The organism is Clostridium psychrophilum (assembly GCF_018861705.1).
Lineage (GTDB): Bacteria > Bacillota > Clostridia > Clostridiales > Clostridiaceae > Clostridium_AD > Clostridium_AD psychrophilum.
The window spans coordinates 25804-49915 of the sequence record NZ_JAHLEC010000021.1 but is presented as its reverse complement, the minus strand read 5'-3'; the positions used below and the strand labels follow the sequence as shown (position 1 = coordinate 49915).

The 24112-nt window shown below is 30.0% G+C and carries 22 protein-coding genes and 1 pseudogene; 7 read left to right on the top strand and 16 right to left on the bottom strand.

What is annotated here, in order from left to right; translation table 11 throughout:
- Positions 1-165: 165 nt before the first annotated feature.
- The 7 genes from KPL38_RS06970 to KPL38_RS06940 all read right to left on the bottom strand — a co-directional run bounded on the left by KPL38_RS06970 (position 166) and on the right by KPL38_RS06940 (position 8485).
- On the bottom strand, positions 166-600 hold the full coding sequence (locus KPL38_RS06970; protein ID WP_216288424.1) for a hypothetical protein: 435 nt from the start codon (positions 598-600) through the stop codon (positions 166-168).
- A gap of 216 nt (positions 601-816) precedes the next feature.
- The gene (locus KPL38_RS06965; RefSeq protein WP_216288423.1) at positions 817-2394 is read right to left on the bottom strand and encodes an ABC transporter permease/substrate-binding protein; all 1578 of its coding nucleotides are present in this window, start codon (positions 2392-2394) and stop codon (positions 817-819) included.
- Positions 2387-3532, bottom strand: a complete 1146-nt coding sequence (locus KPL38_RS06960) for an ABC transporter ATP-binding protein (RefSeq protein WP_216288422.1) — start codon at positions 3530-3532, stop codon at positions 2387-2389. Before KPL38_RS06960 ends, KPL38_RS06965 begins: the two co-directional genes overlap by 8 nt.
- 226 nt (positions 3533-3758) lie before the next feature.
- Complete coding sequence (locus KPL38_RS06955) at positions 3759-5336, bottom strand: ABC transporter permease/substrate-binding protein (RefSeq protein ID WP_216288421.1); 1578 nt, start codon at positions 5334-5336, stop codon at positions 3759-3761.
- Positions 5329-6474: an ABC transporter ATP-binding protein gene (locus tag KPL38_RS06950; RefSeq protein WP_216288420.1), complete on the bottom strand. Its 1146-nt coding sequence runs from the start codon at positions 6472-6474 to the stop codon at positions 5329-5331. Before KPL38_RS06950 ends, KPL38_RS06955 begins: the two co-directional genes overlap by 8 nt.
- Before the next feature lie 221 nt (positions 6475-6695).
- Positions 6696-7322: a GntR family transcriptional regulator gene (locus KPL38_RS06945; RefSeq protein WP_216288430.1), complete on the bottom strand. Its 627-nt coding sequence runs from the start codon at positions 7320-7322 to the stop codon at positions 6696-6698.
- Between the two features lie 176 nt (positions 7323-7498).
- Complete coding sequence (locus KPL38_RS06940; protein WP_312884167.1) at positions 7499-8485, bottom strand: SLC13 family permease; 987 nt, start codon at positions 8483-8485, stop codon at positions 7499-7501.
- Positions 8486-9083: 598 nt separating this feature from the next.
- Between KPL38_RS06940 and KPL38_RS06935 the strand changes: the two genes are divergently transcribed.
- Positions 9084-9842, top strand: coding sequence for a hypothetical protein (locus KPL38_RS06935; protein WP_216288418.1), 759 nt, complete (start codon positions 9084-9086; stop codon positions 9840-9842).
- Positions 9843-9884: 42 nt separating this feature from the next.
- Here KPL38_RS06935 and mgtE read toward each other — a convergent pair whose 3' ends face one another.
- A complete protein-coding gene (mgtE, locus tag KPL38_RS06930; RefSeq protein ID WP_216288417.1) occupies positions 9885-11228 on the bottom strand; it encodes a magnesium transporter in 1344 nt (447 codons plus the stop codon).
- Between the two features lie 178 nt (positions 11229-11406).
- Between mgtE and galE the strand changes: the two genes are divergently transcribed.
- The 3 genes from galE to KPL38_RS06915 all read left to right on the top strand — a co-directional run bounded on the left by galE (position 11407) and on the right by KPL38_RS06915 (position 14185).
- Complete coding sequence (gene galE, locus KPL38_RS06925) at positions 11407-12393, top strand: UDP-glucose 4-epimerase GalE (RefSeq protein ID WP_216288416.1); 987 nt, start codon at positions 11407-11409, stop codon at positions 12391-12393.
- 263 nt (positions 12394-12656) lie between these two features.
- Positions 12657-13466, top strand: a complete 810-nt coding sequence (spo0A, locus tag KPL38_RS06920; protein WP_216288415.1) for a sporulation transcription factor Spo0A — start codon at positions 12657-12659, stop codon at positions 13464-13466.
- Between the two features lie 179 nt (positions 13467-13645).
- Entirely contained in the window at positions 13646-14185 is a 540-nt protein-coding gene (locus KPL38_RS06915; RefSeq protein ID WP_216288414.1) for a ferritin-like domain-containing protein, read from the top strand.
- A gap of 96 nt (positions 14186-14281) precedes the next feature.
- Here the strand turns inward: KPL38_RS06915 and KPL38_RS06910 are convergent, their stop codons facing one another.
- Entirely contained in the window at positions 14282-14698 is a 417-nt protein-coding gene (locus KPL38_RS06910) for a DUF3842 family protein (protein ID WP_216288413.1), read from the bottom strand.
- A 439-nt stretch (positions 14699-15137) separates the two neighbouring features.
- Here KPL38_RS06910 and cbiQ point away from each other — a divergent pair, with 439 nt between their 5' ends.
- The 3 genes from cbiQ (at position 15138) to cbiM (ending at position 18214) form a co-directional block, all read left to right on the top strand.
- Positions 15138-16091, top strand: coding sequence for a cobalt ECF transporter T component CbiQ (gene cbiQ / locus KPL38_RS06905; protein ID WP_216288412.1), 954 nt, complete (start codon positions 15138-15140; stop codon positions 16089-16091).
- Positions 16084-16899: an energy-coupling factor ABC transporter ATP-binding protein gene (locus KPL38_RS06900; protein ID WP_246577849.1), complete on the top strand. Its 816-nt coding sequence runs from the start codon at positions 16084-16086 to the stop codon at positions 16897-16899. Before cbiQ ends, KPL38_RS06900 begins: the two co-directional genes overlap by 8 nt.
- Before the next feature lie 280 nt (positions 16900-17179).
- Complete coding sequence (cbiM, locus tag KPL38_RS06895; RefSeq protein ID WP_216288411.1) at positions 17180-18214, top strand: cobalt transporter CbiM; 1035 nt, start codon at positions 17180-17182, stop codon at positions 18212-18214.
- Between the two features lie 65 nt (positions 18215-18279).
- Here the strand turns inward: cbiM and KPL38_RS06890 are convergent, their stop codons facing one another.
- The 7 genes and pseudogenes from KPL38_RS06890 to KPL38_RS06860 all read right to left on the bottom strand — a co-directional run bounded on the left by KPL38_RS06890 (position 18280) and on the right by KPL38_RS06860 (position 24106).
- On the bottom strand, positions 18280-19299 hold the full coding sequence (locus KPL38_RS06890; protein ID WP_216288410.1) for a stage II sporulation protein P: 1020 nt from the start codon (positions 19297-19299) through the stop codon (positions 18280-18282).
- Positions 19300-19677: 378 nt separating this feature from the next.
- Positions 19678-19977, bottom strand: coding sequence for a hypothetical protein (locus KPL38_RS06885; RefSeq protein ID WP_216288409.1), 300 nt, complete (start codon positions 19975-19977; stop codon positions 19678-19680).
- Between the two features lie 172 nt (positions 19978-20149).
- Complete coding sequence (locus KPL38_RS06880) at positions 20150-20620, bottom strand: L,D-transpeptidase (RefSeq protein WP_216288408.1); 471 nt, start codon at positions 20618-20620, stop codon at positions 20150-20152.
- Positions 20545-21027: a peptidoglycan-binding domain-containing protein gene (locus KPL38_RS06875; protein ID WP_216288407.1), complete on the bottom strand. Its 483-nt coding sequence runs from the start codon at positions 21025-21027 to the stop codon at positions 20545-20547. Before KPL38_RS06875 ends, KPL38_RS06880 begins: the two co-directional genes overlap by 76 nt.
- 651 nt (positions 21028-21678) lie before the next feature.
- On the bottom strand, positions 21679-22536 hold the full coding sequence (locus tag KPL38_RS06870) for a MurR/RpiR family transcriptional regulator (RefSeq protein ID WP_216288406.1): 858 nt from the start codon (positions 22534-22536) through the stop codon (positions 21679-21681).
- Between the two features lie 586 nt (positions 22537-23122).
- Positions 23123-23578: pseudogene (locus tag KPL38_RS06865) on the bottom strand (DUF3231 family protein); the annotation flags it as partial.
- A gap of 12 nt (positions 23579-23590) precedes the next feature.
- Positions 23591-24106, bottom strand: a complete 516-nt coding sequence (locus KPL38_RS06860; RefSeq protein WP_216288405.1) for a hypothetical protein — start codon at positions 24104-24106, stop codon at positions 23591-23593.
- Between the last annotated feature and the right edge of the window lie 6 nt (positions 24107-24112).

The following is a 24112-nucleotide window of genomic DNA, read 5'->3' as shown; positions in this document are numbered from 1 at the left end:
GCAGAGCTGTAAGCATCTCTTGGCAGAGCTGTAAGCATCTCTTGGCAGAGCTGTAAGCATCTCTTGGCAGAGCTGTAAGCATCTCTTGGCAGAGCTGTAAGCATCTCTTGGCAGAGCTGTAAGCATCTCTTGGTAGAGTTGTAATCATCTCCTGGGTCGCTCTAACTAGTTATATTTTAAATGTATAACATCTTGAAAACCATCTCCATATAAAATAACAAAAGTTTTAGGCACATATATGAATACTAACTTATCATTACCTTTTATTTGTTTTGTAGTAACTATAGACCAATTTGTAACAGGGCCATGTTCTGATACATCGGTATTAACTCCGCTATCTGCATAAGGCTGAAAATGGGTTGCATTTTTGGGAACCCAAAAAAATACTCTGAAATGAGGTAGGTGATCCTGTCCTATAATGTAATCATAATGGGGGGATCCTCGTTTCTCGTTTGGTACACTTTTAGCAATTGCCATAACTGATTTTGTATCTTGAGTTTTATTAACTATAGGTATTAATGTTAAGGGTATAAATGACATACATATTAATAATATAAGAGGTAATATTATCATTTTTAATGAAATCTTTTTATAATTCATAATAACATCTCCATAATTTATCAAAAATTATTTTGCAATAATAGTAACAGTATTGGTATTAGCATTAACCTTTATCTTAGTATGCTAAAAAAGACAATATTATATACATATACTAATTAGTGTAAAATAATCTAATTTTTATATAGTTATTATGGATATCAGGGAAAATAAAAAAGGTTTGATATATAAAATATATCAAACCTTTTTTCACTTATTTTATTTTATCAAACCTTTAGATCTTAAAAAATCTTCTGCAATTGTTTTAGATTGTGCACCATTATCTACTTTTAAGTTCATAGACCGCATTTCATCATCGTTAATTTTTCCGTCTAAGAGGGATAAAACACCCTTTAAGTCAGGATATTTTTTGAGTGTATCTGCGTTTACTAGTGGAACTGCATAATATGGTGGGAAAAATTGCTTATCATCTTTTAGAAGTTTTAAATCAAACTTTTTAATTAGTCCATCAGTGGAGAATGCATCTAGAACCTGAGTGTCACCACTTTCAAGTGCCTTATATCTAAGTCCACCATCGATACCTTTTACACTTTTGAATTTTAAATTATATTTTTTTTGAAGTCCAAGATAACCATCTGGTCTATTTGCAAAATCCATAGTAACTCCAGCAGTTACTTTTGGACTTATTTTTGCTAAATCAGATATAGTTTCTAAGTTATATTTTTTTGCAAAATCTTTTTTTACTGCTATAACATAGGTATTGTTAAATCCTATTGGATTAAGCATTTCTATACTATAATCTTTAGCCAAAGTTGCTTTTCCGATATCGTAAACTTTTTTTGGATCGCTCACAGTAGGTTTTTTTAGCATATTTACAAGAACTGTACCAGTATACTCTACATACAGATCAACGTTTTTTGTTTTCAAAGCGCTAAATACTACATTAGTTCCACCCAAATTTAATTTTCTTTCAACTTTATATTTTGTCTTAGCTTCAATTAAAGAGGATACCATATCTCCCATTATTAATTGTTCGTTAAAGTTTTTAGAACCTACTACTATTTTGTTCTTATCATTAAAAAAACTTATAGCTACTGTTGATAATATAACTAAAAGTACAATTCCTGAAGCTATAAGTTTAAACTTCTTGCTACCGAACAAACTTTTCTTTTTAGATTTTTTAGTATGGGTAACTTTTATTCCCTCAGGAACTACGATGTCTTCTATCTTACCTAAAATAAAATCTAATATAATAGCAAGTAAACAAGCGGGAATAGCTCCAGCAAGAATCATGTTATTGTCGACTGTTTGAACTCCGGAAAAAACTAAATATCCAAGGCCACCAGCGCCTACGAAAGCAGCTATGGTCATAAGTCCAACAGCCGTAACTGAAGATATTCTAATGCCTGACATTATGATTGGCATAGCGAGTGGAAAACGAACTTTTAGAAGTACCTGAGTATTGGTAAGTCCCATGCCATCGGCGGCTTCAATAAGCGCAGGACTGACGTTTGTGAGTCCTGTAAATGTATTTTTTAAAATTGGTAGAAGAGAATACATAACTACCATTATAATTGCTGGTTTACTACCTATACCAAGTATTGGTATTAAAAATCCAAGCAATGCAAGGCTGGGAACCGATTGAATTACGTTTGTAACACCAATAACAGGACCCGAAAGTTTTCTATACCTAACTATAAGTATACCAAGTGGTATAGCAATTGCTATAGCGATTACTATTGAGAATAAAGTTAGTTGAATATGTTGGATAAACAAATCCATTATTTGATCTTTTCTGTCTACTATAAAACTAATAAAAGAATTAATACTATTCATTTACGTCTACCTCCATATCTATAAATTGATTACTTAGTATAGACAAAAGGCTACTTTTGGTAAGAAGGCCAGCTAATCTATTTTTATCATCTACTACTGGAACAAAATTTATATCTTCTTTTTTTATAACTTCTAATATATTAATTATTGAATCTTCTTGATTTACGGTTATAAGTTTAGTTTCCATTAAATCTTTTATTCTTCTAGCTTTATCTGGATCTTTTCTTAGATTCGCTCTAATTTGTTTTAATGTAACAAGTCCAGTTAGAGTATTATCTTTATCTACAACAAGTAAACTATCTACATTTCTAGATTTCATTATTTCAATTGCTTGGAGTATGGTTCTTTCTCCAACTGATGTTACAGGCTTGTCTATCATAATATCTTTTGCCTTAATTAATTCAGGCTGATTCCATATTCTGTTTTTGCCCACAAAGTCACGTACGAAGTCGTTAATAGGATTTTTTAATATTTCTGATGGTGTATCAAATTGAACCACATGTCCACCATCCATAATGCAAATTCTATCACCAAGTTTTAATGCTTCATCCATATCATGAGTTACAAATATAATAGTTTTCTTGTAGTTTTGTTGTATGCTAAATACCTCATCTTGAAGCTGAGTTTTTGTTATCGGATCCAGGGCACTAAAGGGTTCATCCATGAGTATTACATCAGGATTCATTACAAAAGCTCTTGCAACTCCTACTCTTTGTTGTTCACCACCACTTAATTGGTTAGGATATTTATCTATATATATATCAGGATCTAGTCCTACGAGTTTTAATAACTCAATTACTTTAGTATGTAATTGATTTTTATCCATTTTTTCTATAGAAGGTATTAATGCTATATTGTCACCTATAGTTAAATGCGGGAGAAGGCCTGCTTGTTGTATAACATAACCCATATTACGTCTTAGCTTTATTGTGTTTTGGTCTCCAACTTTTTTACCGTCAATTATAATTTCACCAGAAGTTGGTACTAATAATTTATTAATCATTTTTAGTGTAGTAGTTTTTCCACAACCACTTGGTCCAATTAGAACAACTAATTCTTTGTCTTGTATAGTAATATTTATATCTTTTAATATTTTTCTACCGTTAAAACTTTTGCTTACGTTTTTAAATTCAATCAAAGTTAAAACCTCCTAATTTTTCAGTGAGTAACAACCTCTATTATATCATTGAGTTGTTACTCTGTAAAGAAAGTGTGAATTTATACAATTTTGTATATAACTATAATATGATTATTATTTATCAGTTAAAGAATATTTATACAAAAATTTTTATGATTTAAAATTCTATTTTAATTTGAGCAGAAAAAAGCGATATATTTTTACAATATATCGCTTTTTGACTTATTTATTTTATCAAACCTTTAGACCTTAAAAAGTCTTCAGCAACTGTTCTAGATTGTGCACCGTTATCTACTTTATAATTCATAGTACGCATATCCTCATCAGTAATTTTCCCTGCTAAAAGTTGTAATATACCCTTTAGCTCAGGATGCTTTTTTAATGTGTCATTTCTTATTATAGGAACTGCATAATAAGGTGGGAAAAAAGCCTTATCATCTTTAAGAAGTTTTAAATTAAATTTCTTGATCATTCCATCTGTGGAGAATGCATCTGTAACCTGGGTTGAACCTTTTTCAAGAGCAGTATATCTAAGCCCTCCATCTATTCCTTTTAAACTTTTAAAATTTAGGCTATAGGTTTTCTTTAGTCCAATATAACCATCTTGTCTATTTGCAAATTCCATAGTAAGTCCGGCATTTAAATCACCACTTATTTTTGCTAAATCTGAAATGGTGGTTATATTATTTTTCTTAGCAAAGTCTGGTTTTAGAGCCAATACAAAGGTGTTATTGAAGCCTAGGGGCTCTAAAAAATCAAGATCATATTTCTTTGAAAACTCGCTTTTTACTATATTATAAACTTTAGTTGGATCGCTAATTGTGGGCTTTTTTAGTATGTCTACAAGAGCCGTTCCAGTATATTCTGGATATATATCTACGTCTTTTGATTTCATAGCAGTAAATACTACAGCAGATCCTCCTAAATTTAATTTTCTCTCAACTTTATACTTAGTTTTAGCTTCTATTAGTGAAGACATCATATCTCCAAGTATTATTGACTCATTAAAATTTTTAGAGCCTACGACTATTGTATCTTCATTTTTAACAAAACTTACAGCTACTGAGGATATAATTACTAAAAGAATTAATCCTGATGCTATATATTTGAATTTTTTACTACTAAAAATTGTTTTATTTTTGGGGGTTTTAGTTTGGGTGATTTTTATACCCTCTGGAACTACTACATCTTCTACTTTTCCTAAAATGAAATCTAGAAAAATAGCAAGAAAGCAAGCAGGAATAGCTCCGGCAAGAATCATATTGTTATTAACGGTTTGTACACCTGAGAAAACCAAGTATCCAAGGCCACCAGCACCTATAAATGCAGCTATGGTCATAAGTCCAACTGCCGTGACTGCAGATATTCTAACACCTGACATAATAATTGGCATAGCTAGTGGAAAACGGACTTTGAATAAGACTTGCGTATTTGTAAGTCCCATACCATCAGCAGCTTCAATAAGTGCTGGGCTAATGTTAGTTAGTCCTGCAAATGTATTTTTTAAGATTGGTAGAAGTGAATACATAACTACCATAACAATTGCTGGTTTACTTCCAATACCAAGTAAAGGTATTAAAAATCCAAGTAATGCAAGACTAGGTACTGATTGAATTACATTTGCAAAACCAATGATAGGAACTGAAAGTTTTCTATATTTAACTATAAGTATACTAAGCGGTATAGCTATAGCAATAGCAATAACAATTGCGAATAAAGTTAGTTGGATATGTTGAATAAACAAACTTATTATTTGATCTTTTCTTTCTATTACGAAATTCATAAATGAAGTTAAACTATTCATCAATATCTACCTCCATATCTATAAATTGATTACTTAGTATAGATAAAAGACTGCTCTTTGTGAGAAGACCTGTTAGTTTCTTTTCATTATCAACTACAGGAACAAAGTTTATATCTTCTTTTTTTATTAATTCTAATACATCTATTATTGAATCTTCATCATTTACTGTTATTAGTTCTTTTTGCATTATATCTTTTACTTTTTTGGTGCTATCTGGATCTTTTCTAAGAGTTGTTCTGATTTGCTTTAGGGTGATAAGACCGGTTAAAGCATTATTTTCATCAACAACAAGTAAACTATCTACACTACTTGTTTTCATTATTTCAATTGCTTGAAGTATTGTTCTTTCTCCAACTGATTTTACAGGCTTATTTATCATAATATCTTTTGCCTTAATTAATTCAGGTTGATCCCATATTCTGTTTTTACCTACAAAGTCACGTACAAAGTCATTAATAGGGTTTTTAAGTATTTCTGATGGAGCATCAAATTGAACCACATGACCATCATGCATAATGCAAATTCTATCTCCTAATTTTAATGCCTCATCCATATCATGAGTTACGAATATTATTGTTTTTTTGTATTTTTGTTGTATACTAAATACCTCATCTTGAAGTTGAGCTTTCGATATTGGGTCTAAGGCACTAAAGGGTTCATCCATGAGTATTATCTCGGGATTCATTACAAAGGCTCTTGCAACGCCTACTCTTTGCTGCTCACCACCACTTAATTGATTGGGATATTTATTTATATACATATCGGGGTCTAGTCCTACAAGTTTTAACAACTCAATTACTTTAGTATGTATTTTATCTTTGTCCATTTTTTCTATAGAAGGTATTAATGCTATATTGTCACCTATAGTTAAATGTGGGAGAAGTCCTGCTTGTTGTATAACATAACCCATATTTCGTCTTAGCTTTATTGTATTTTGGTCTGCAACTTTTTTACCGTTAATTCTAATTTCACCAGAAGTTGGCATTAGTAATTTATTAATCATTTTAAGCGTTGTAGTTTTTCCACAACCACTCGGTCCAATTAGAACAACTAATTCTTCGTCTTGTATAGTAATATTTATGTCTTTTAATATTTTCCTACCATTAAAACTTTTATTTACATTTTTGAATTCTATCAAAGTTAATACCCCCCCATAATTGCTTATTAGCAACGACTTAAACATAGTGTTAAGTTGCTACTTCCTATCTGACTTATTATAGCACTAATCTGTCGTTTTTTATGGATAATTGTAGTTTTATTAGGAAAAAGGTACATATATGATAATATATTGATATATAATACGAAAAACCCCTATATCACATTAATATAAAATGAGATATAGGGGCAAATATAAATTTATTATTTTCCATAAAGGAAAGTTTTAATTTTATAATAACTATTTTCGTCACAAATCACTACAAATATATCTTTAACTTTATATGTAGTAAGTGGATTTGGCGAAAGTATTAACTTACCATTTCTTTTAATCCCGATAACGGTGGCACCTGTCTTTTCCCAAAATTTAGTTTCCGATATTGTTTTACCTATGATACACATTTCAGGATGTATTTCAAATTCAAATGGAGTAAAGGGGTTACTATTTCTAAATCTACTAGAATAATCTACTAATTCATCGATTGAATCATCGATACTTTTATCTATTGTTTTTTTCTTTTCTAGTAATTCTATAATATTTTTTTTAATAGAACTTATAGAGTCTATATCTTTGAATTTATCAATAAAGCTTAAACAATTATCTACGGAGTTTATGACTATTCCACTGCCTTTTGTTACTTTAACTATATCCATATCGCTTAGAAGAGTTATTGCTCTTCTTATGGTCTCTGGTGATACATTATACTCACTTGCAAGTGAAGATCTCCCGTATAGTTTGTCGCCTATAGAATAATCTCCCGATAATATTCTATTACTAATATCAATAGCTATTTTTTTATAAATAGGTTTTAAATTAGAGTCATTTGGCATTTTTGATTTTATCAAAAGCAGTAATTATCCTTTTGATAAATTCCTCCCTTCAGATTTAAATTAATATTTAATGAGCTATTTATGTCAATAGCATTATATAATCAAGTCAATTATAGATTATTATGTCAACATTGTACATAGTAATTTTTATGTTTAAAAAATGTTTTTATTTAAATTTAAAAAATAAAAATAAAATAGTTTATTAATGTAAATGCTATTAAACTGATTACATTATAAAATGTGAACCAAATTATGTATGTATTTTGATTTTTTGAAGTTCTGTCGTTCATATAGAGCTTATAGGAGATAACACTAGCTAAAGATGCAATTAAAGTCCCAAGTCCACCGATATTTACTCCAAGTAAAAGTTCTTTCCAGTTTGAAGTAAAGTTTGCAAGAAGCATTGAACATGGAACATTACTAATAAACTGGCTTAATAATATTGAAGAAAAATAAGTCGTGGTTTTATTATGCAAGAAAGCTCTTGCAAAGGACTCTATAAAAGGGAAACTTGATAAATTTCCAGTAAATATAAAAAGACAAATAAAAGTAAGTAGTAAAATATAATCTACTTTTGCTAATAGTCTTTTGTTTAATATTAACACAACCAAAATCGTAATTATTAATGCTATTTTATAATTTACTATATTAAATACAGATAATAAGATAAATATAAACAAGACACAAAAGATTAACACATGAGTTTGATTTTCAATAATTATATCTTCTAAATTAAAATTAAATTCTTTACTCTTTTCTAATATGTTTAAGATAAAAAGCCAAAGGATGCCAAAAATAGTAAATGGAAGCATTATTTTAAAAAATTGAGAAGCATTTAGATTATAAAAGGAAAAAATAAATAAATTCTGAGGACTTCCCATAGGGGTAAGGCCACAACCAATATTAGCGGCAAGCGTTTGGAAGATTACAAGTTTCATCGGATTTATGTGAGCTCTTTTACTTATTATAAGAGTTAAGGGTATAAATGTTATTAGAGCTACGTCATTTGTTATAAGCATGGAGCTGAAAAAGGTTAAGTATATTAAAATAAGAGAAATTTTTTTATAACTATTGAATTTAGTAAGTAAACTTACAGCTATTTTGTCGAGTATTTTCATATGACTAAAGGCACCTACAATAATCATAAGATTGAATAAAGTAATTAAATCATCTCCTGCGGAGCTGTAGTATAACGACTTCAGAAGGAGATTTAAACTCCCACTGAAGTTTTATTTTGCTAGGGTAGTTAACTCCAACTTATAGGAAGTGGGAGACTTTCCTTCTGAAATGTCGTTAAAACTTTAAAATCAATGTATTCTACCTTGGGCGTGGAAAAGAATGATGTAATAATGGCGAGAGATAAAGCCAAAGTAAAAACTACTTCATTTTTAAAAAAATTTATTGTTTGTAACATTTTATTTCTAATATAATCGAGGTTTATCATTTTTCATCACTCACTTTTACTTTTTAATTAATCATCTCCCTAAAGGAGCTGCAACAGCTTCGAAGAAGATTTATAATCCCACTTATAGAAGTGGGGGACTTTCATTCTGAAATGTCGTTTTAAAACAATAATATTGTAAAATTGTAGCATTAAATAAATCATAAATCCATATAATTTTTCATTTGGCATGTAATATTAATAATATTGATAATATTATAAAAAAAACAGAGATTTATGTAGAATTATAGTGATGTATATTATCATCCTAATACAGTAATAATATGTTGACATGAATAATATTTTAGGGAGGAATAAAATTGAAAAACAAATCTCTTAGAATGAAATTATTAAGTGGCCTGTTATGTACAGGACTTGTATTTTCTTCAACAGGTCTTACTTTTGCCGCTGTTAAAAATGATAATGCAAAAGAGAATATTAATATGGAATTAAAGGCTAATGAAAATGGGAAAAAAGATGCAAAAGCTCATCACGCTCAGATGAAAGTTACACTAAAGCTTGTAATTAAGGAAGGTGTATCTTCAAAGATTATTACAAAAACTGAAGGTGATAAGGTCTTAGAGTATGTAAATTCTAAATCCATGAAAAATCGTGGCGAATTGAGAAAAGATAAAAAATGTAAAAAAGAAAAATGTGACGGTGAAAAAGGCGGATTATTTAGAGACTTGGTAACTGAGAACATTTTAACCCAGGAGAAATCAGATGCACTTAAAAAAAGTATGTATATTAAAGTTACAGAAATAAGAACTGCTGAATTTAAAAAAGGCATGAACATACTTGTAATTAAAAAAGTGTTAACTCTCGATCAAAGTAATAAAGTTAATTCGTCTATAATGTCAGCACAGGTTCAAAGAAAAGAAATGTTTAAGAAAATGAAAGGTATGAGTGAAAAAGAAAGAGAAAGTTATATGAAAAAAATGGAGAATACTAAAGTTAGTCCAATGAAGGTACTTATTGATAATGGTACTATAACAAAAGAACAAGAAACTGAAATACAAAAATTATTGCCACAGCATAATCATGGTGGACATGGTAATCATACTTACAACCATAAATAATAGTTCATCCACATGAACTATCATTATACTTTTTTCTATTTATTAGATTAAGTAAGGTAAAAATAATGTAGCGAGTCCTAGAAAGAAAAAGAAACCCAAGACGTCGGTTACAGTAGTAACAAACACAGCAGATGCGAGTGCTGGATCGATGTTAACCTTTTTTAGTATAACTGGTACTGTAAACCCGGACATTGTTGCTGCCACCATGTTTAGTATCATAGAAAGACCAATGACTAATCCGAAAACAACATTCTTTTCCCACATATAACCTAATATTGCTACAGCAATACCTATAGCAATACCTGCAATAATACCTACACCAAATTCTTTAACTAATATTTTTTTTGCATTTTTAGCGTCTATTTCTCCAAGTGCAATACTACGAATGATAATGGTTAGAGTTTGCGTACCTGCATTACCACCCATACCTGCAACTATTGGCATGAAAGTGGCGAGAGCTACAACTTTTTGAATGGTGCCTTGGAATAGACTAACAGTTGCGGCTGCAAGAATTGCAGTTACTAAATTTACAAATAGCCAAGGTAATCTACTTTTAATTGAAGAACTAAGAGAACCAGTAACTTTTTCATCCTCTTGCACACCAGCAAGACGATATAAATCCTCAGTATGTTCATCAGTTAAAATCTCCATTACATCATCAGCAGTTACTATCCCTAGAATTTGCATAAATTCGTTAACTACTGGCATAGTTAAATAGCCATACTTTTCAAATATATGTCCAACTTCTTCTTTATCCATATCAACGGGTATGCTCATAGCGCTTCTATTCATAACTTCTGAGATTTTAACATCAAATTTGTTAACGACTATATCTCTTAGTGAAATAACGCCTTTTAAAAGAGAATTTCCATCTACTACATATATGTAATAAGAGGTCTCTGCGTCAGGAGCTTCTTTTTGTAAATACTTAAGTGTTTCATCTACAGTCATATTTTCTTTTATACTAATAAATTCAGTAGCCATGATCCCACCCGCACAGTCTGGGTCATAGGCTAACAAATCTTTTACTTCATCTACATCTTCTTTATTCATATTTATCATAATGTTTTTAGCTTCATCTTCTGAAACTGATTCTAATAAATCAACTAATTCATCGGAAGACATTTCATGTATGATAGTTCTCTGTTTTATTTTAGAATGAATGGATAATAAATCATATTTTTCCTCATCATCAGCTTCATCAATAATATCTGCTACTATAATTGGAGACAATTTTCCAAGTAAATCAAGTTTATTGCCCTCATATTCCCTAATAGCTATTAAAATATCTGCTGGATGAATGAATTGAATAAGTTTATTTATCTCATCAATGGTCTCTGTTAGCAAAAATTCGGTTAGTTCTTCTTCGTTTAATCCATTGAACATGGTACACCTCCTAATTGTTATAAAGGGAACAATCTTCTTATTATATGCCTTGAACTCATTCAGTGTCAATTGTAAATAAAATTCATTTATTAACAATTTAAGGACTAATACAAAATATGTGTTAAAATAGTATTGTATATAATTAATAATAAATTGTTATGAGAGGAGAGTTAAATTAATGGCTATTTTAGTATGCGGTGGAGCAGGTTATATTGGAAGTCATATGGTGGCTGAGCTTCTAGAAAAAGGCGAAGAGGTTGTTGTTTTAGACAATTTTGAAAAGGGTCATCATGATGCATTATTAGGTGGAAAACTCTACGTTGGAGATTTAAGAGATGATGTGATACTTAATAAGGTATTTACAGAGAATAAGATAGATGCAGTTATAGATTTTGCAGCATATTCACTTGTAGGGGAGAGCGTTGTAGAGCCTTTAAAGTATTTTGAAAATAATATTGGATCTACAGTTAATTTACTTAAGGCTATGAAAAATCATAATGTTAAGTACATAGTTTTCTCGTCTACTGCAGCAACTTACGGTGAGCCGGATAATATTCCAATACTTGAAAACGATAAGACTTTCCCAACAAATCCTTATGGAGAGTCAAAGCTTTGCGTTGAGAAAATATTAAAATGGTGTGATAATGCTTATGGCATAAAATATACTGCTTTAAGATATTTCAATGCAGCAGGTGCTCATATAAGTGGGAAAATAGGAGAAGATCATAGACCAGAATCTCATTTAATCCCTATTATACTTCAAGTAGCACTTGGCCAAAGAGAAAAGATTATGATATTTGGCGATGATTACAAAACAGAGGATGGTACTTGCGTAAGAGATTACGTTCATGTAACTGACCTTGCTAGTGCTCATTTACTTGCAGTAAAAAGGCTTAGACGAGGAGAAGATAGCGTAACTTGCAATCTTGGAAATGGACAAGGCTTTTCTGTTCAACAAGTTATTGATGTAGTTAGGAAGGTTACTGGTGTCGATATAAAGGCTGAAATGGCTCCTAGACGTGCAGGAGATCCAGCAGTGCTTATTGCATCTAGTGATAAGGCTAAACAAATTCTTGGTTGGGTTCCTAAGTATGCGTCTCTTGAAACTATTATAGAGTCTGCATGGAATTGGCATAAAGGTCATCCACAAGGATACAAAAAATAAAAAATTTCAAAATATCGAGACTGATAAATGGAAGCCAGAGCGGCTTCCATTTATTTATTATAGATTATAATATGAACGGCTAAGAAAGAGTACTTTAATATTAGAAAATGTGGTTTTTGATACTTCTATTTATGCGCGTTTCGACAAAGGTTAAAAATAAATGCCAATATAAAGAGGAATTTGTATTTAATTGTCGAACTTATATAATATTAGGACATATTACATATATGACAGATATGACATTATATAAGGGGGATTTTAAAATGGAAGGTTCAAAAATAAACATAATTATTGCTGATGATAACGAGGAATTTTGTGATGTTCTTTATGATTATCTATCAATTCAGGATGATATTGTCGTCTCTGGCATTGCTAAAAATGGGATAGAGGCAATTAGTTTGATTAAAGAAAAAAAACCTGATTTGGTTTTACTTGATATAATTATGCCGATTCTTGATGGACTGGCTGTTTTAGAGAGGATAAAAGAATTAGATTTAAGACCAAAGCCTTGTATGATAGTTTTATCAGGTGTTGGGAATGATAACATAACTCAAAAAGCTATATCACTAGGAGCGGATTATTATGTTGTTAAACCATTTGACATGGAATTATTAATTAAAAGAATAAGACAGATGGTAAATAGCGATGCAGATAATTCCAGTTTTATGAAAGTGCCTCTTTATCTTAATGATACTGAGTGTATTATTAAGGAAAGAAAACCGGTTAATAGTGATATTATGGAACAAACAACTAATATTATTCATGATATTGGAATCCCTGCTAATTTAAAAGGATATATGTTTATAAGAGAGGCAATAATTATGGTAATTAATGATGTTGATCTTTTATCGGCAATAACTAAAGAGTTGTATCCTTTAGTAGGTAAAAAATATAATACAACTGCAAGTAGAGTAGAAAGAGCAATGAGGCATGCTATAGATGTTACATGGTCTAAGGTTCCCAAAGAAACTATTAATAATGTTTTTGGTTATAAAATTATCAGTAAAAAAGGGAAACCTACTAATTCTGAATTTATAGCAATGGTTGCTGATAAGCTAAGGTTAAGTAATTAGGTAGATAAATCATCTCTTTCAGAGCTGTTAAATCATCTCCTATCGGAGCTGTAACAACTCTGAAAGAGACGCATCATCTACTAGGTCGCTTTAAGTTGCTTTATATGATATAAAAACATTATAAAACTTGTTCTTATTATGATTATATTGAATATAATTAAATGAAAGTAGGCGATTAAATGTTTTTAACCAAAGCAACATTAAATTTGTTAAATGAGCAAATATCACATGAATTTAATAATCACACTATTTATCGCAATATACAGGCTTATTTCTCTAACTTAGATTTGGATGGATGGGCATCATTTTTCGGTGTGCAAGCTGAAGGAGAGTATGATCATTATAAACATGTTATAAGTTATTTAGACGATAAGGATGCTGCTTATGAGATAAATGTATTACCCTATTCAGATTATCAGTTTAAAGACATTAAAGAAATACTTGAAAAATATTACTCAACTGAGCTTGTAACTACTAAACTGCTTTATGCTATTGCAGAACAGGCAAGGATTGACAATGATCAGGGTACAATAAGCTGGTTATATACTATGCCAGTATCTGAAGGCGGATTGTCATTAATACAGGAACAAATTGAAGAGGAAGATTCAGCATTAAACTTACAATCTGAGTTTATGCAAGGGTTTGGTAAGAGTGACCAATTAAATCAACAGTGGATACGAATAGTAAATGAAAACTTAATTCATAGGCTAGAAAAATAAAAAATTGAAGCTATAATAAATTAATGGAAGTCTAAATGGCTTCCATTGATTTTTGCTAGAAATAATAACTATATAAGATAATATTAAATACAGTTGTTATTTGATATTGTTTTTTATATCAAGTACAATCTCTTCAATCATATCTTTGATTTGTAAATTTCTTGTTCCTGGTATATAAATACCATGTTTTTGTAGAGGAAGTATATATTTAGTACAATCCATATTAAATATCGAATTAGAAATCATGGAAGTAACTTCTCCGTTTATACCACCATTACATAGTATCCCAATAGGTCCAATTATACTGTCAATTTTATTTGATTTACAATATGTACAAATTGGAATTTCTCCACTAATGCCTTCGTTTGCACCGGCTTTTATCATATTGGAGGTAGCAAATGTATTTGTACCAAGTGCAATTATATAAACACTATGATCTATTTCTTTAAGAATTTTTTTTATAACTGTCTGGCCAAGACCTGCCCCTTGTGCGTCTATAACTGCAATTTTCACGATAATACCCCCAACGATTTGAATTATATTACAATGGTATTTATTTTTTGTATACATGCGCATTATTATACTATAAAATAGAGATGTATTGTGTTTTAGTTTAAACAATAGAGTAGATGTTAATTAACAATGGATTATAAATTTTTCTTAAAAACAACAAATTATTGGATATTTAATATTTGTATGCCACGAGGGTGTACAATTATAACAAAACTTGAATATACGTGTATATTAAATCATCTCCGAGGAGCTGCATTAACGACTTCAGAAGGAGATTTAAACCCCCATTGAGGTTTTGTTTTTGCTAGGGTAGTAACTCCCACTTATAGAAGGGGGAGACTTTCCTTCTGAAATGTCGTTAAATTAGTGACCACGAAGGTTGATTTCTGTAAAGCGGATATTAATTTTTGTGGTTTTTAGAATATAAAGGAGAAATCAAATGAATTCAAAAAATGAAGTGCCGGAATGGTTGCTAAATAGTGGAGAAATAGGGATGTGCCCATGTGGATGTATTGGCAAAAGGAAGAAAGCAAATTTTTTAGAAAAGACTACTAATGGTATTGCTAAGCTTTTAAAAGAAGTCATTTTTTTTGAAGATATAGCTTTTAAAAAAGGTTTTCTACAAAGGCTAGATCCAAGAACAAAGGTAATATCTTTGATTATATTAGTTTTAACGTCAACTTTGATTCATAATGTATTTATATTGACTATTATTTATTTAATATCATGTATTTTAGCAAAAATATCATGTGTATCTTTAAAATTATATTTTAAACGAATATGGTTAATCACACCTCTTTTTACGGGAATTGCGGTATTACCATCAATTTTTAATTTCGTAAGGCCTGGTACTAGTTTAATTACACTTATAAACTTTGGTCATCAAGTGAATTTTGGACCATTGACATTTCCGTCTGTTCTTACGATTACGTCGCAAGGAGTATCGGGAGCTATTTTATTAATAGTCAGAGTTGGTGTTACAGTCTCTCTAGCTTTTTTATTTACTACTACCACTCGGTGGGCTAATTTGCTGAAGGCACTAAGGGTTTTGTTTTTACCAAAAATATTTATTACAACACTCGAAATGTGTTATCGTTATATTTTTATATTATTAAATATTACAACAGATATGTTTATTGCTAGAAAAAGCAGAACTTTTAGTAAAATAAAATCAAAAGAAGGCCGCCAATTTGTGTCAAATGCAATTGGAAGTCTTTTTGGCAAAAGTTATGCCTTAAGTGAAGAAGTGTATGGGGCTATGTTATCAAGAGGTTATAAAGGGGAACCGGTTATTATGAACAGGTTTAAATTTACTTTACTGGATTTTCAATGGATTTTAGGGGTAATAATTTGCACTTTAGCAGCTTTTGGAGGTGAAATAATTCTTGGATAATGAAAGAATAATGCAACTTAGCGATGTTTCATTTGAATATATAAAGGATGAGACGGTACTTAAAGATATAAACTTAGATATTTACAGTGGTGAAAAATTAGTTATTTTAGGGGCTAACGGTTCGGGAAAATCATCACTTCTAAAAATTTTTAATGGTTTGATATTTCCAAGTAAAGGTGAGTATAGGGCTTTTGGTCAACTTGTTACTGAAGAAACATTAAATGACGAGCAGTTTTCACAAGCTTTTCGCCAAAGAATCGGATTTATATTTCAGAATTCGGATGCCCAATTGTTTTCTACGAATGTATGGGAAGAAATAGCTTTTGGACCTTTGCAGATGAAGCTTAATTTGAAGGAAGTAAATGATAGAGTAAATGGAGTTATTAAGATGCTTAACTTGGAATTATTAAAGGACAGACCACCATATAGATTAAGCGGAGGTGAGAAAAAGAAAGTAGCTATTGCTTCAATATTATCAATAAATCCAGAGGTTCTGATATTGGATGAACCCACTAATGGTTTAGATCCTAGAAGTCAGAGATGGCTAATTAATTTATTGGCACAACTCAATAATTCAGGAAAAACTTTAATTACATGTACTCATAATCTGGACATTGTTTACGAAATTGCAGATAGAGTAATAGTTTTTAATGAAGAGCATAAAATAGTTGCTCAGGGTTCACCACGAGATATATTATCAAATAAAGAATTATTACTTTCTGTAAATCTCATAGATGAGCATTATCATAATCATGTTCATGAAGCAGATCAAAGTCATGATCATAATCATTTTCATAGTCATGAATAGTTAATAATAGTAACAATAGTATTAATAGTAATAATAGTAAATTATTACATTTTTTAAAAATGTGAAAAACAGTTGTTTTAAGCCGAAATTTATTATATAATTAAGGCGTATCACGAGGATACGTAATAATAATTTAAAATCAATATTTTACTTTAAAACAATGTACCACGAAGGTTCATTTCTTAGGAATGAAACTTTTGTGGTTATTTTTTTTATCTTGATATAGATAGAATAACTTTTTAGCTAATTATATATAATTTTAATTTTAGGAGGAGATATTATGCATATACCCGATGGATATTTAAGTCCCCAAACCTGCGTTGTATTAGGGGCCATAGCGGTTCCAATAATAGGCATAGCAGCGGTAAAATTAAAAAAAACATTAAAGGACAAACAAGTTCCACTACTGGCGATTGGAGCAGCTTTCTCATTTACAATTATGATGTACAACATACCAATACCTGATGGAACTACAGCACATGCAGTTGGAGCTTCAATACTAGCAATAATCTTGGGTCCTTGGGCGGCCGTAGTAGGGGTTAGTATTGCACTTATAATTCAAGCATTTTTCTTTGGAGATGGAGGAATTCTTACATTGGGTGCCAATATTGTAAACATGGCATTTGTGATTCCATTCGTAAGCTATTATGTATATAAGTTTATATCAGGTAAGTCTGAAATCACATCGAAACGTAGATTTATTGGTTCGATCATTGCCGGGTATATAGCAATTAACATGGGAGCATTGCTTGCTGCAATTGAACTTGGGCTTCAACCGTTATTATTCCATAAACTTAATGGAACTCCTTTGTATGCACCATATACTCTTATACAAACTATACCGGCAATGTTGTTTGCACATATAACTTTAGCTGGTCCTGTAGAAGGAGTGGTAACAGGACTTGTAGTAAAATATTTACAAAAATCCAATTCTGCTATGCTTCAAATTTATCCACTTCAAAAATCTCCACTTGAAAACTTGAAGATAGGCGGTATAAAGAAATATTGGTATGCAATAATCGCTTTAATTATTTTTGCTCCTATTGGATTATTGGCTCAAGGGACTGCCTTTGGTGAATGGTCTGGTGGTGATTTAAAAGCAAAACTTGGATTTATTCCAGATGGAATGGTAAGACTCGGAGGCATTTGGAAAGCATTGTTACCAGATTATTCTATACCAGGATTCGGTAGTAATTTTTTTAACTCATCTTTAGGTTATATATTTTGCGGCATTGTTGCTTTAGTAATAATATTAATTGCAACTGGAATTATTAGCATGCTCCAGAAAAGAAAAAATGCCAATACTATTAATTAATGATATAAAATATATAATAATAAAATAGGCCCTTATAGTTTAATAAAAAACTATAAGGGCATTGTTTATTTTTTACCATTTAATTGCTCTGCAATTATTCTTGATAAATAGTTACCAGTATTTTTTACTTCGAAAATACTATTAGTATATGTACCTACTTCAATTAGCATTGCATTATCACTTTGACCTTGGTTATAAAAATTAATTCCATAATCATGATAAAGGATAGGAGCCTTGTTTATAAGACCTGAAAATAATTTATTTGATATTCCTATCATTGAATCTACTAATTTCTTCTGTTTTGCGTATTTAGGGTTTTGGCGTGTAACGACGAACATAAATTGAGCAACATCTTGACCGTTTATTTTAGTTAGCTCTTCATTTTTATTAACTACACTATCTCTATGCAAATCTATTACTAAATCAAATTTCCCATATTTCTTTATATACTTAGCTAAAGTAGCTCCAGAATTCTGATATGCTTTATCATAATTTGGTTTATCATTTACATTCTTATCATGTATAACTGAAATCCCATAATTTTTTTCTAGTGAATTGGTTATTACATCACCCACTGCAACTACATTTCTTGTTTGATCCCCACTTCTGTCTGTTTTAGATTTATCCTTGTCAGAGGTTGCATAAGCTTCATTAGTATGAGAATGATATATTAGCACTCGTGGTTTGGCATTATTTAGAATACCTTTAAGGTCTGGATCATATAGGGTAGCATTCACATTAGAATTGTTAACCTTAGTTTTAGAATCAATGACGTCTTTATTATTTAAATTAAAAGAGTTAATACTAACATCCTCATTATTAGCAGACTGACTTTCATTGCTAAAACACTTTATTACGGACATTGTATTATCAATAACATTAACATAAATGTTATTTGCATTGCTTTTTTTATTTTCTATTGCCTTTACATTTATAGGTATAATTAAGCATACTAAAAAAGCAGTGAGTATTGTGAGAATAAAAAAGGATATTCCTGAATTTTTATTACTTTTATTACTTTTATGACTATATATAAAAGAACTTTTTTTCACATTAGTTGTATTATTAATACTTTTAGTACTCATTTAGCCCCCCTATATTTATCATAATATATATTAGGTTTATTATTTTATTTATAATTAATGTTTGATATGTACAACTTTGGAAGCAGATTTAGACTGCCACCAAAGTAACTTTCCTAGGCTAGACAATTGCCACTTATAGAAGATGGCAGACTTGAAGCTTCCAAAATGTTGTTAAAAATTATGAGATACTCTAATATATAAAAATTACAGAAATATTATACCAGATTTTAGAAAAATATTTGATTTGATAGGGAGAGTAACTGCTAATAGAGATAAAAAATGTGAAAAAAATTATAGAAAAAACCAGCAAATAATAAAAACCTCTGGTAGCTACCAGGGGGATTATTATTTTTAAATAATATGAAAAATATTTTTTAATTATTGTATTAATTTAATTGCAGTTGAACTTTCTGATATATATGGTAATTGTTTTAAAATAGCGTAAATATACTTTGGTTTTAATAAATCATCACCGATAACCTGTTCTAAAGAAAATTCGTCATAGTACAATAATTTGCACCAAACATTCGAAAAGTCATCCTTTGAAATAAAGGTTATATCATTTCTATCCTTAATAGAGAACCCAGAATTAAATTTCTCTAAAATATCAATATCCTTGTATTCCTTTTTTGTTAATAGTAATAATACATCATCCCACATTTTCTTAAACGTAATCATTAAATATCCTCCTAAATTAATCCCCTATTTTTATAATGATAATGAAGCGGTAATATCTATTATAGCATTAAAAATTTAATTTGTAAAATATGTAATAAATTATATATTTATCTAATTTTAATATCTAATAGGGCACAAATTATTTTGTACCCTAATAGACATGGTGCATAATTTATTTTATCCAAATACTAGAGCCGATTGGCACATTGTCATAAATATATTTTGCGCTTTTAAGAGCCAATCTTATGCAACCATGTGATTCCACTGTACCTAAATTACCATCTATTACATTCCCGTATCTGTCATATAAAATACTATGAAATAAATAATTACCACTAATTTGGCTGAAATACTTACAATAAACGGATGCACCAGATTTAAAACATAGTCCCTTGACCCCAACTCGGAAATGTCCAGTTACAGTTGGAGTACTAGATTTACCGGAACCACAAGAAAAGATGTTAATCAATTTCCAATTATGAACACAACCTGAAAAAATGTATACTTTTTGTTGATATATGTTTACTAAAATATAATTATTCGTATTGCTTGTACTATCAACACTATTTAATTCTTTTTCATAAATGGATTTATTAGCAATATCATCTGCAGTAAGTAGTGATTGTGTTGCTGGCTTGTACATATTGCTTTTGTAGGTGATTTATACAGAGCATCTAATGTTTTACCTGAAACTGTACCACTAGGTACAAGGTTATGTCTTTGCTGAAAATCCATAACTGCATAGGTTATTGCATCACCATAATCTCCATCAATGACAACATTATAACCATATTTTTTAAGTCTAGTTTGTATTCTTGTTACATCTTCACCTTTATCTGATGATTTTAATACAGATTTAGATGGCCTTTCACTATCAAGTTTCGCTTTATTTTGAACAACAAGTTTTTTCTTATTACTCGCTAATGTTATAGTATTTGTTTTTAAAGAGGCTATACTGTTAACAGTATTTGATTTTATATTATACCCAATACCAATTCCGATTATCAACATACAAATAATGCCAGAAACAACAACTATTTTATTCTTCATATAATGAACTCCCCCATATGATGCATAGTTTTGCAATAGTTGATACCTTACATTTATCATCTCCTGCGGAGCTGCAACATCTTCGTAGAAGATGCATTAACGACTTCAGAAGGAGAGTTATATTCCCACTGAAGTTTTCTATTTGTTAGGGAATGTAACTCCCACTTATAGAAGTGGGAGACTTTCCTTCTGAAATGTCGTTAAAATTTTATTTAATGTTTACTAACAATTCTACTTTTGTAGAAGCATTTTATCATAATATGATAAGCAAGTTAAACTTATGTGTTTTATTTAAAAAATTCATAAATAAATTTTAAAAATATACATTACTTTACATTAATTCCTCATAAAGTAAAATAAACCCTTTAAAATAATGAAAAAAATTGGAAGAATTATCTTAGGTAAATTATCAATTATTGTTATACTATTACTGGAAAGGCTTAAGAATGGACCCACGACAAAATAGACATAAAGCATTAACAATAGGGTTATAGATAATTACTATAAAACTATTGTTAATGCTCTGTGAAAATATTAATGTGTAATTTATTTTATTGCTTTTTTATTATTAGAATATTTGAATTGAAACTTCTAATGACACTCTATTTTAAATATGTATTATGTTAAATAGTGATATTATTTACTATTAATTTATAGATAAACTTTATATTCTTCCCATATGCCTTCTAAAGTAGTAAATGTCTTTGAAATCTTATCTTTTTCTCTTAATCCAACAGCGATTATTAATGCATTTATTACACTAAGTGGTGCTACTAAAGAATCAACAAAGGAAGTCATATTACTTTGTGCTATTAACGTATAATTAGCTTTAGCTGCTAATGGAGACAATAAACTATCTGTAATTACTACAATATTTGCATTTTTACTTCTAGCGAAGTTTAAGGCTTCTATAGTTCTTGTAGTATACCTAGGGAATCCTATTCCAATAACTATGTCTTCTTCATTAACATTAAGCATTTGTTCAAATATATCACTTACACCATAGGCCACTACTTCAACATTATCTAAAATAAGATTTAAATAAAAAGCTAAAAATTCAGATAATGCAGATGAGTCGCGAAGGCCGATAATATATATTTTTCTAGCTTTAAATAGTGAATTAACTATATCGTCAAAAGTTTGATAATTTATTTTTTCCAATGTAGCTTTGATATTTTCCATATCAGCTTTTAACACACTTTTTAGCGCATTTTCTTGAGTCATGTAGTCATTAGATAATTCGATTCTTTGTACAGTAGTTAATTTATCTCTGATTAATTGTTGAAGAGATTTTTGCAGTTTTGGATAACCACTAAAGCCTAACTCGTTAGCAAATCTTACAACAGTTGATTCACTTACTCCGATACTTGTACCTAATTTTGAAGCTGTCATAAATGCTGCTTTATCATAGTGTTCTAAAATATATTCAGCTATCAGCTTTTGACCTTTACTTAAACGTGGTAACTTAATTTGAATAGATTTCATCAAATCTTCTTTGATATTTTCCATAATCAACTCAATCCTTTCAATGCTAATTCCAACTAAATGAAATAACAATGTTTAATAGATGATAAAATATAACTTTTATTCCATTTTATCATCTATTGAACATAGTTTCAACGAATTATTTATTCTATACAAATACTAAGTTATAAAACAAAGGAAAGGTTACATTTTATTCATTTTGTTTAGTCCACTTCGTACCATTTTTGATAAAGAAAAATAATAGGAACAATGGACAATAACAAAAGAAAAAGTCATTCTGGTAAGTAAAATAAAATACAAACATTGTGACAACGGGAAGAATACCGTAGTTAAATCATCTCCTGGGTCGCTGCAACAGCTTTGAAGAAGATGCATGAGCTTTGAAGAAGATAAATCAACTTGGAAGAAGATGCAACAGCTTCGAAGAAGATGAATCAACTCCTCTATGGAGCTGCGACAACCTTTGGAAGCAGATTTAGACTGTCACCAAGGCAATTTTCCTAGGCTAGACAACTGCCACATATAAGACGGCAGACTTGAAGCTTCCAAAATGTTGTTAAAAAAACCATCTAAAAGTTAGATGATTTTTTTAAAACATATAGTTATCTATTTATGTAACAGGCTCGCCATAAATTGGGACTACTCTTGTCCAGCCCTTCATTTTCCCATATTTCAGATATTTATCATAATACCCTAACTCTGCAGTAAGAAGTTCACTCCATAACCTGCGCAATGAGTCGTTCCTAATAGTTTCAATGATTGCTCTTACATGAGTATCTAAGGAAGCTAATTCCCAGCTTAAAATAATTCTGTACATAAACTTATCCGTAATTGTTTCAGGATCGATTGGAGAAGTTACAGGTAGTGCTGGTCTGTTAGGAAGAGGTACATTAAGTTTTAGTGCTAATTGCTCAAGCTTGTTAAGTTGTTTATTATAGATGTATATTCCATGTTGAAGTATTACTTTGAATTCGGTATCATGAGCAAAACTAGAAAATATACCTATGAGTTCAATTTGTTCATACCTCATAGTAATATGATCCCAAATATGAAATGCTTCAGAAGTGGAAAGTTGTTCTTATTTTTGAATAATAGAAGTTTTGTCAACAGGATATGTCTCTTCCCAGCCCTTCAATTTACCAAATTTATAAAGCGTATCAAAATCCTCAAAATGGATTATTAAATCTTTTATGATTATATGTCTTAAATTATCATTAGTACTAGTTGAACGAACTGCATGGATAAGAGACATCAGTTGTGCTATGAGGTCATGGTATATCTTTTTATAGTTATAATCATCTGTTATATCATTAACACGGGTTGCAAATTTAACGTCTAGAGGAGGTCTGTTTGGCATGATGATACGAAAAATTTCGCCTAATTCCTCTAAATTTTCTATTTGCTTTTCAAAATTCATCTGAAATTTTGAAAGTATTACGTCCCAACCTACGTCATGAACAAAATTTTTAAATAATTGAACAGTTTGTGTGCTAACATATCTTGCCCTTAGAAGACTATATATATTAAATGCTTCCTGAATATCTAGGTTTTCTTCTCTTTTCTTAACTTTTTTTATTAATGAAATTATATCCAATATTTT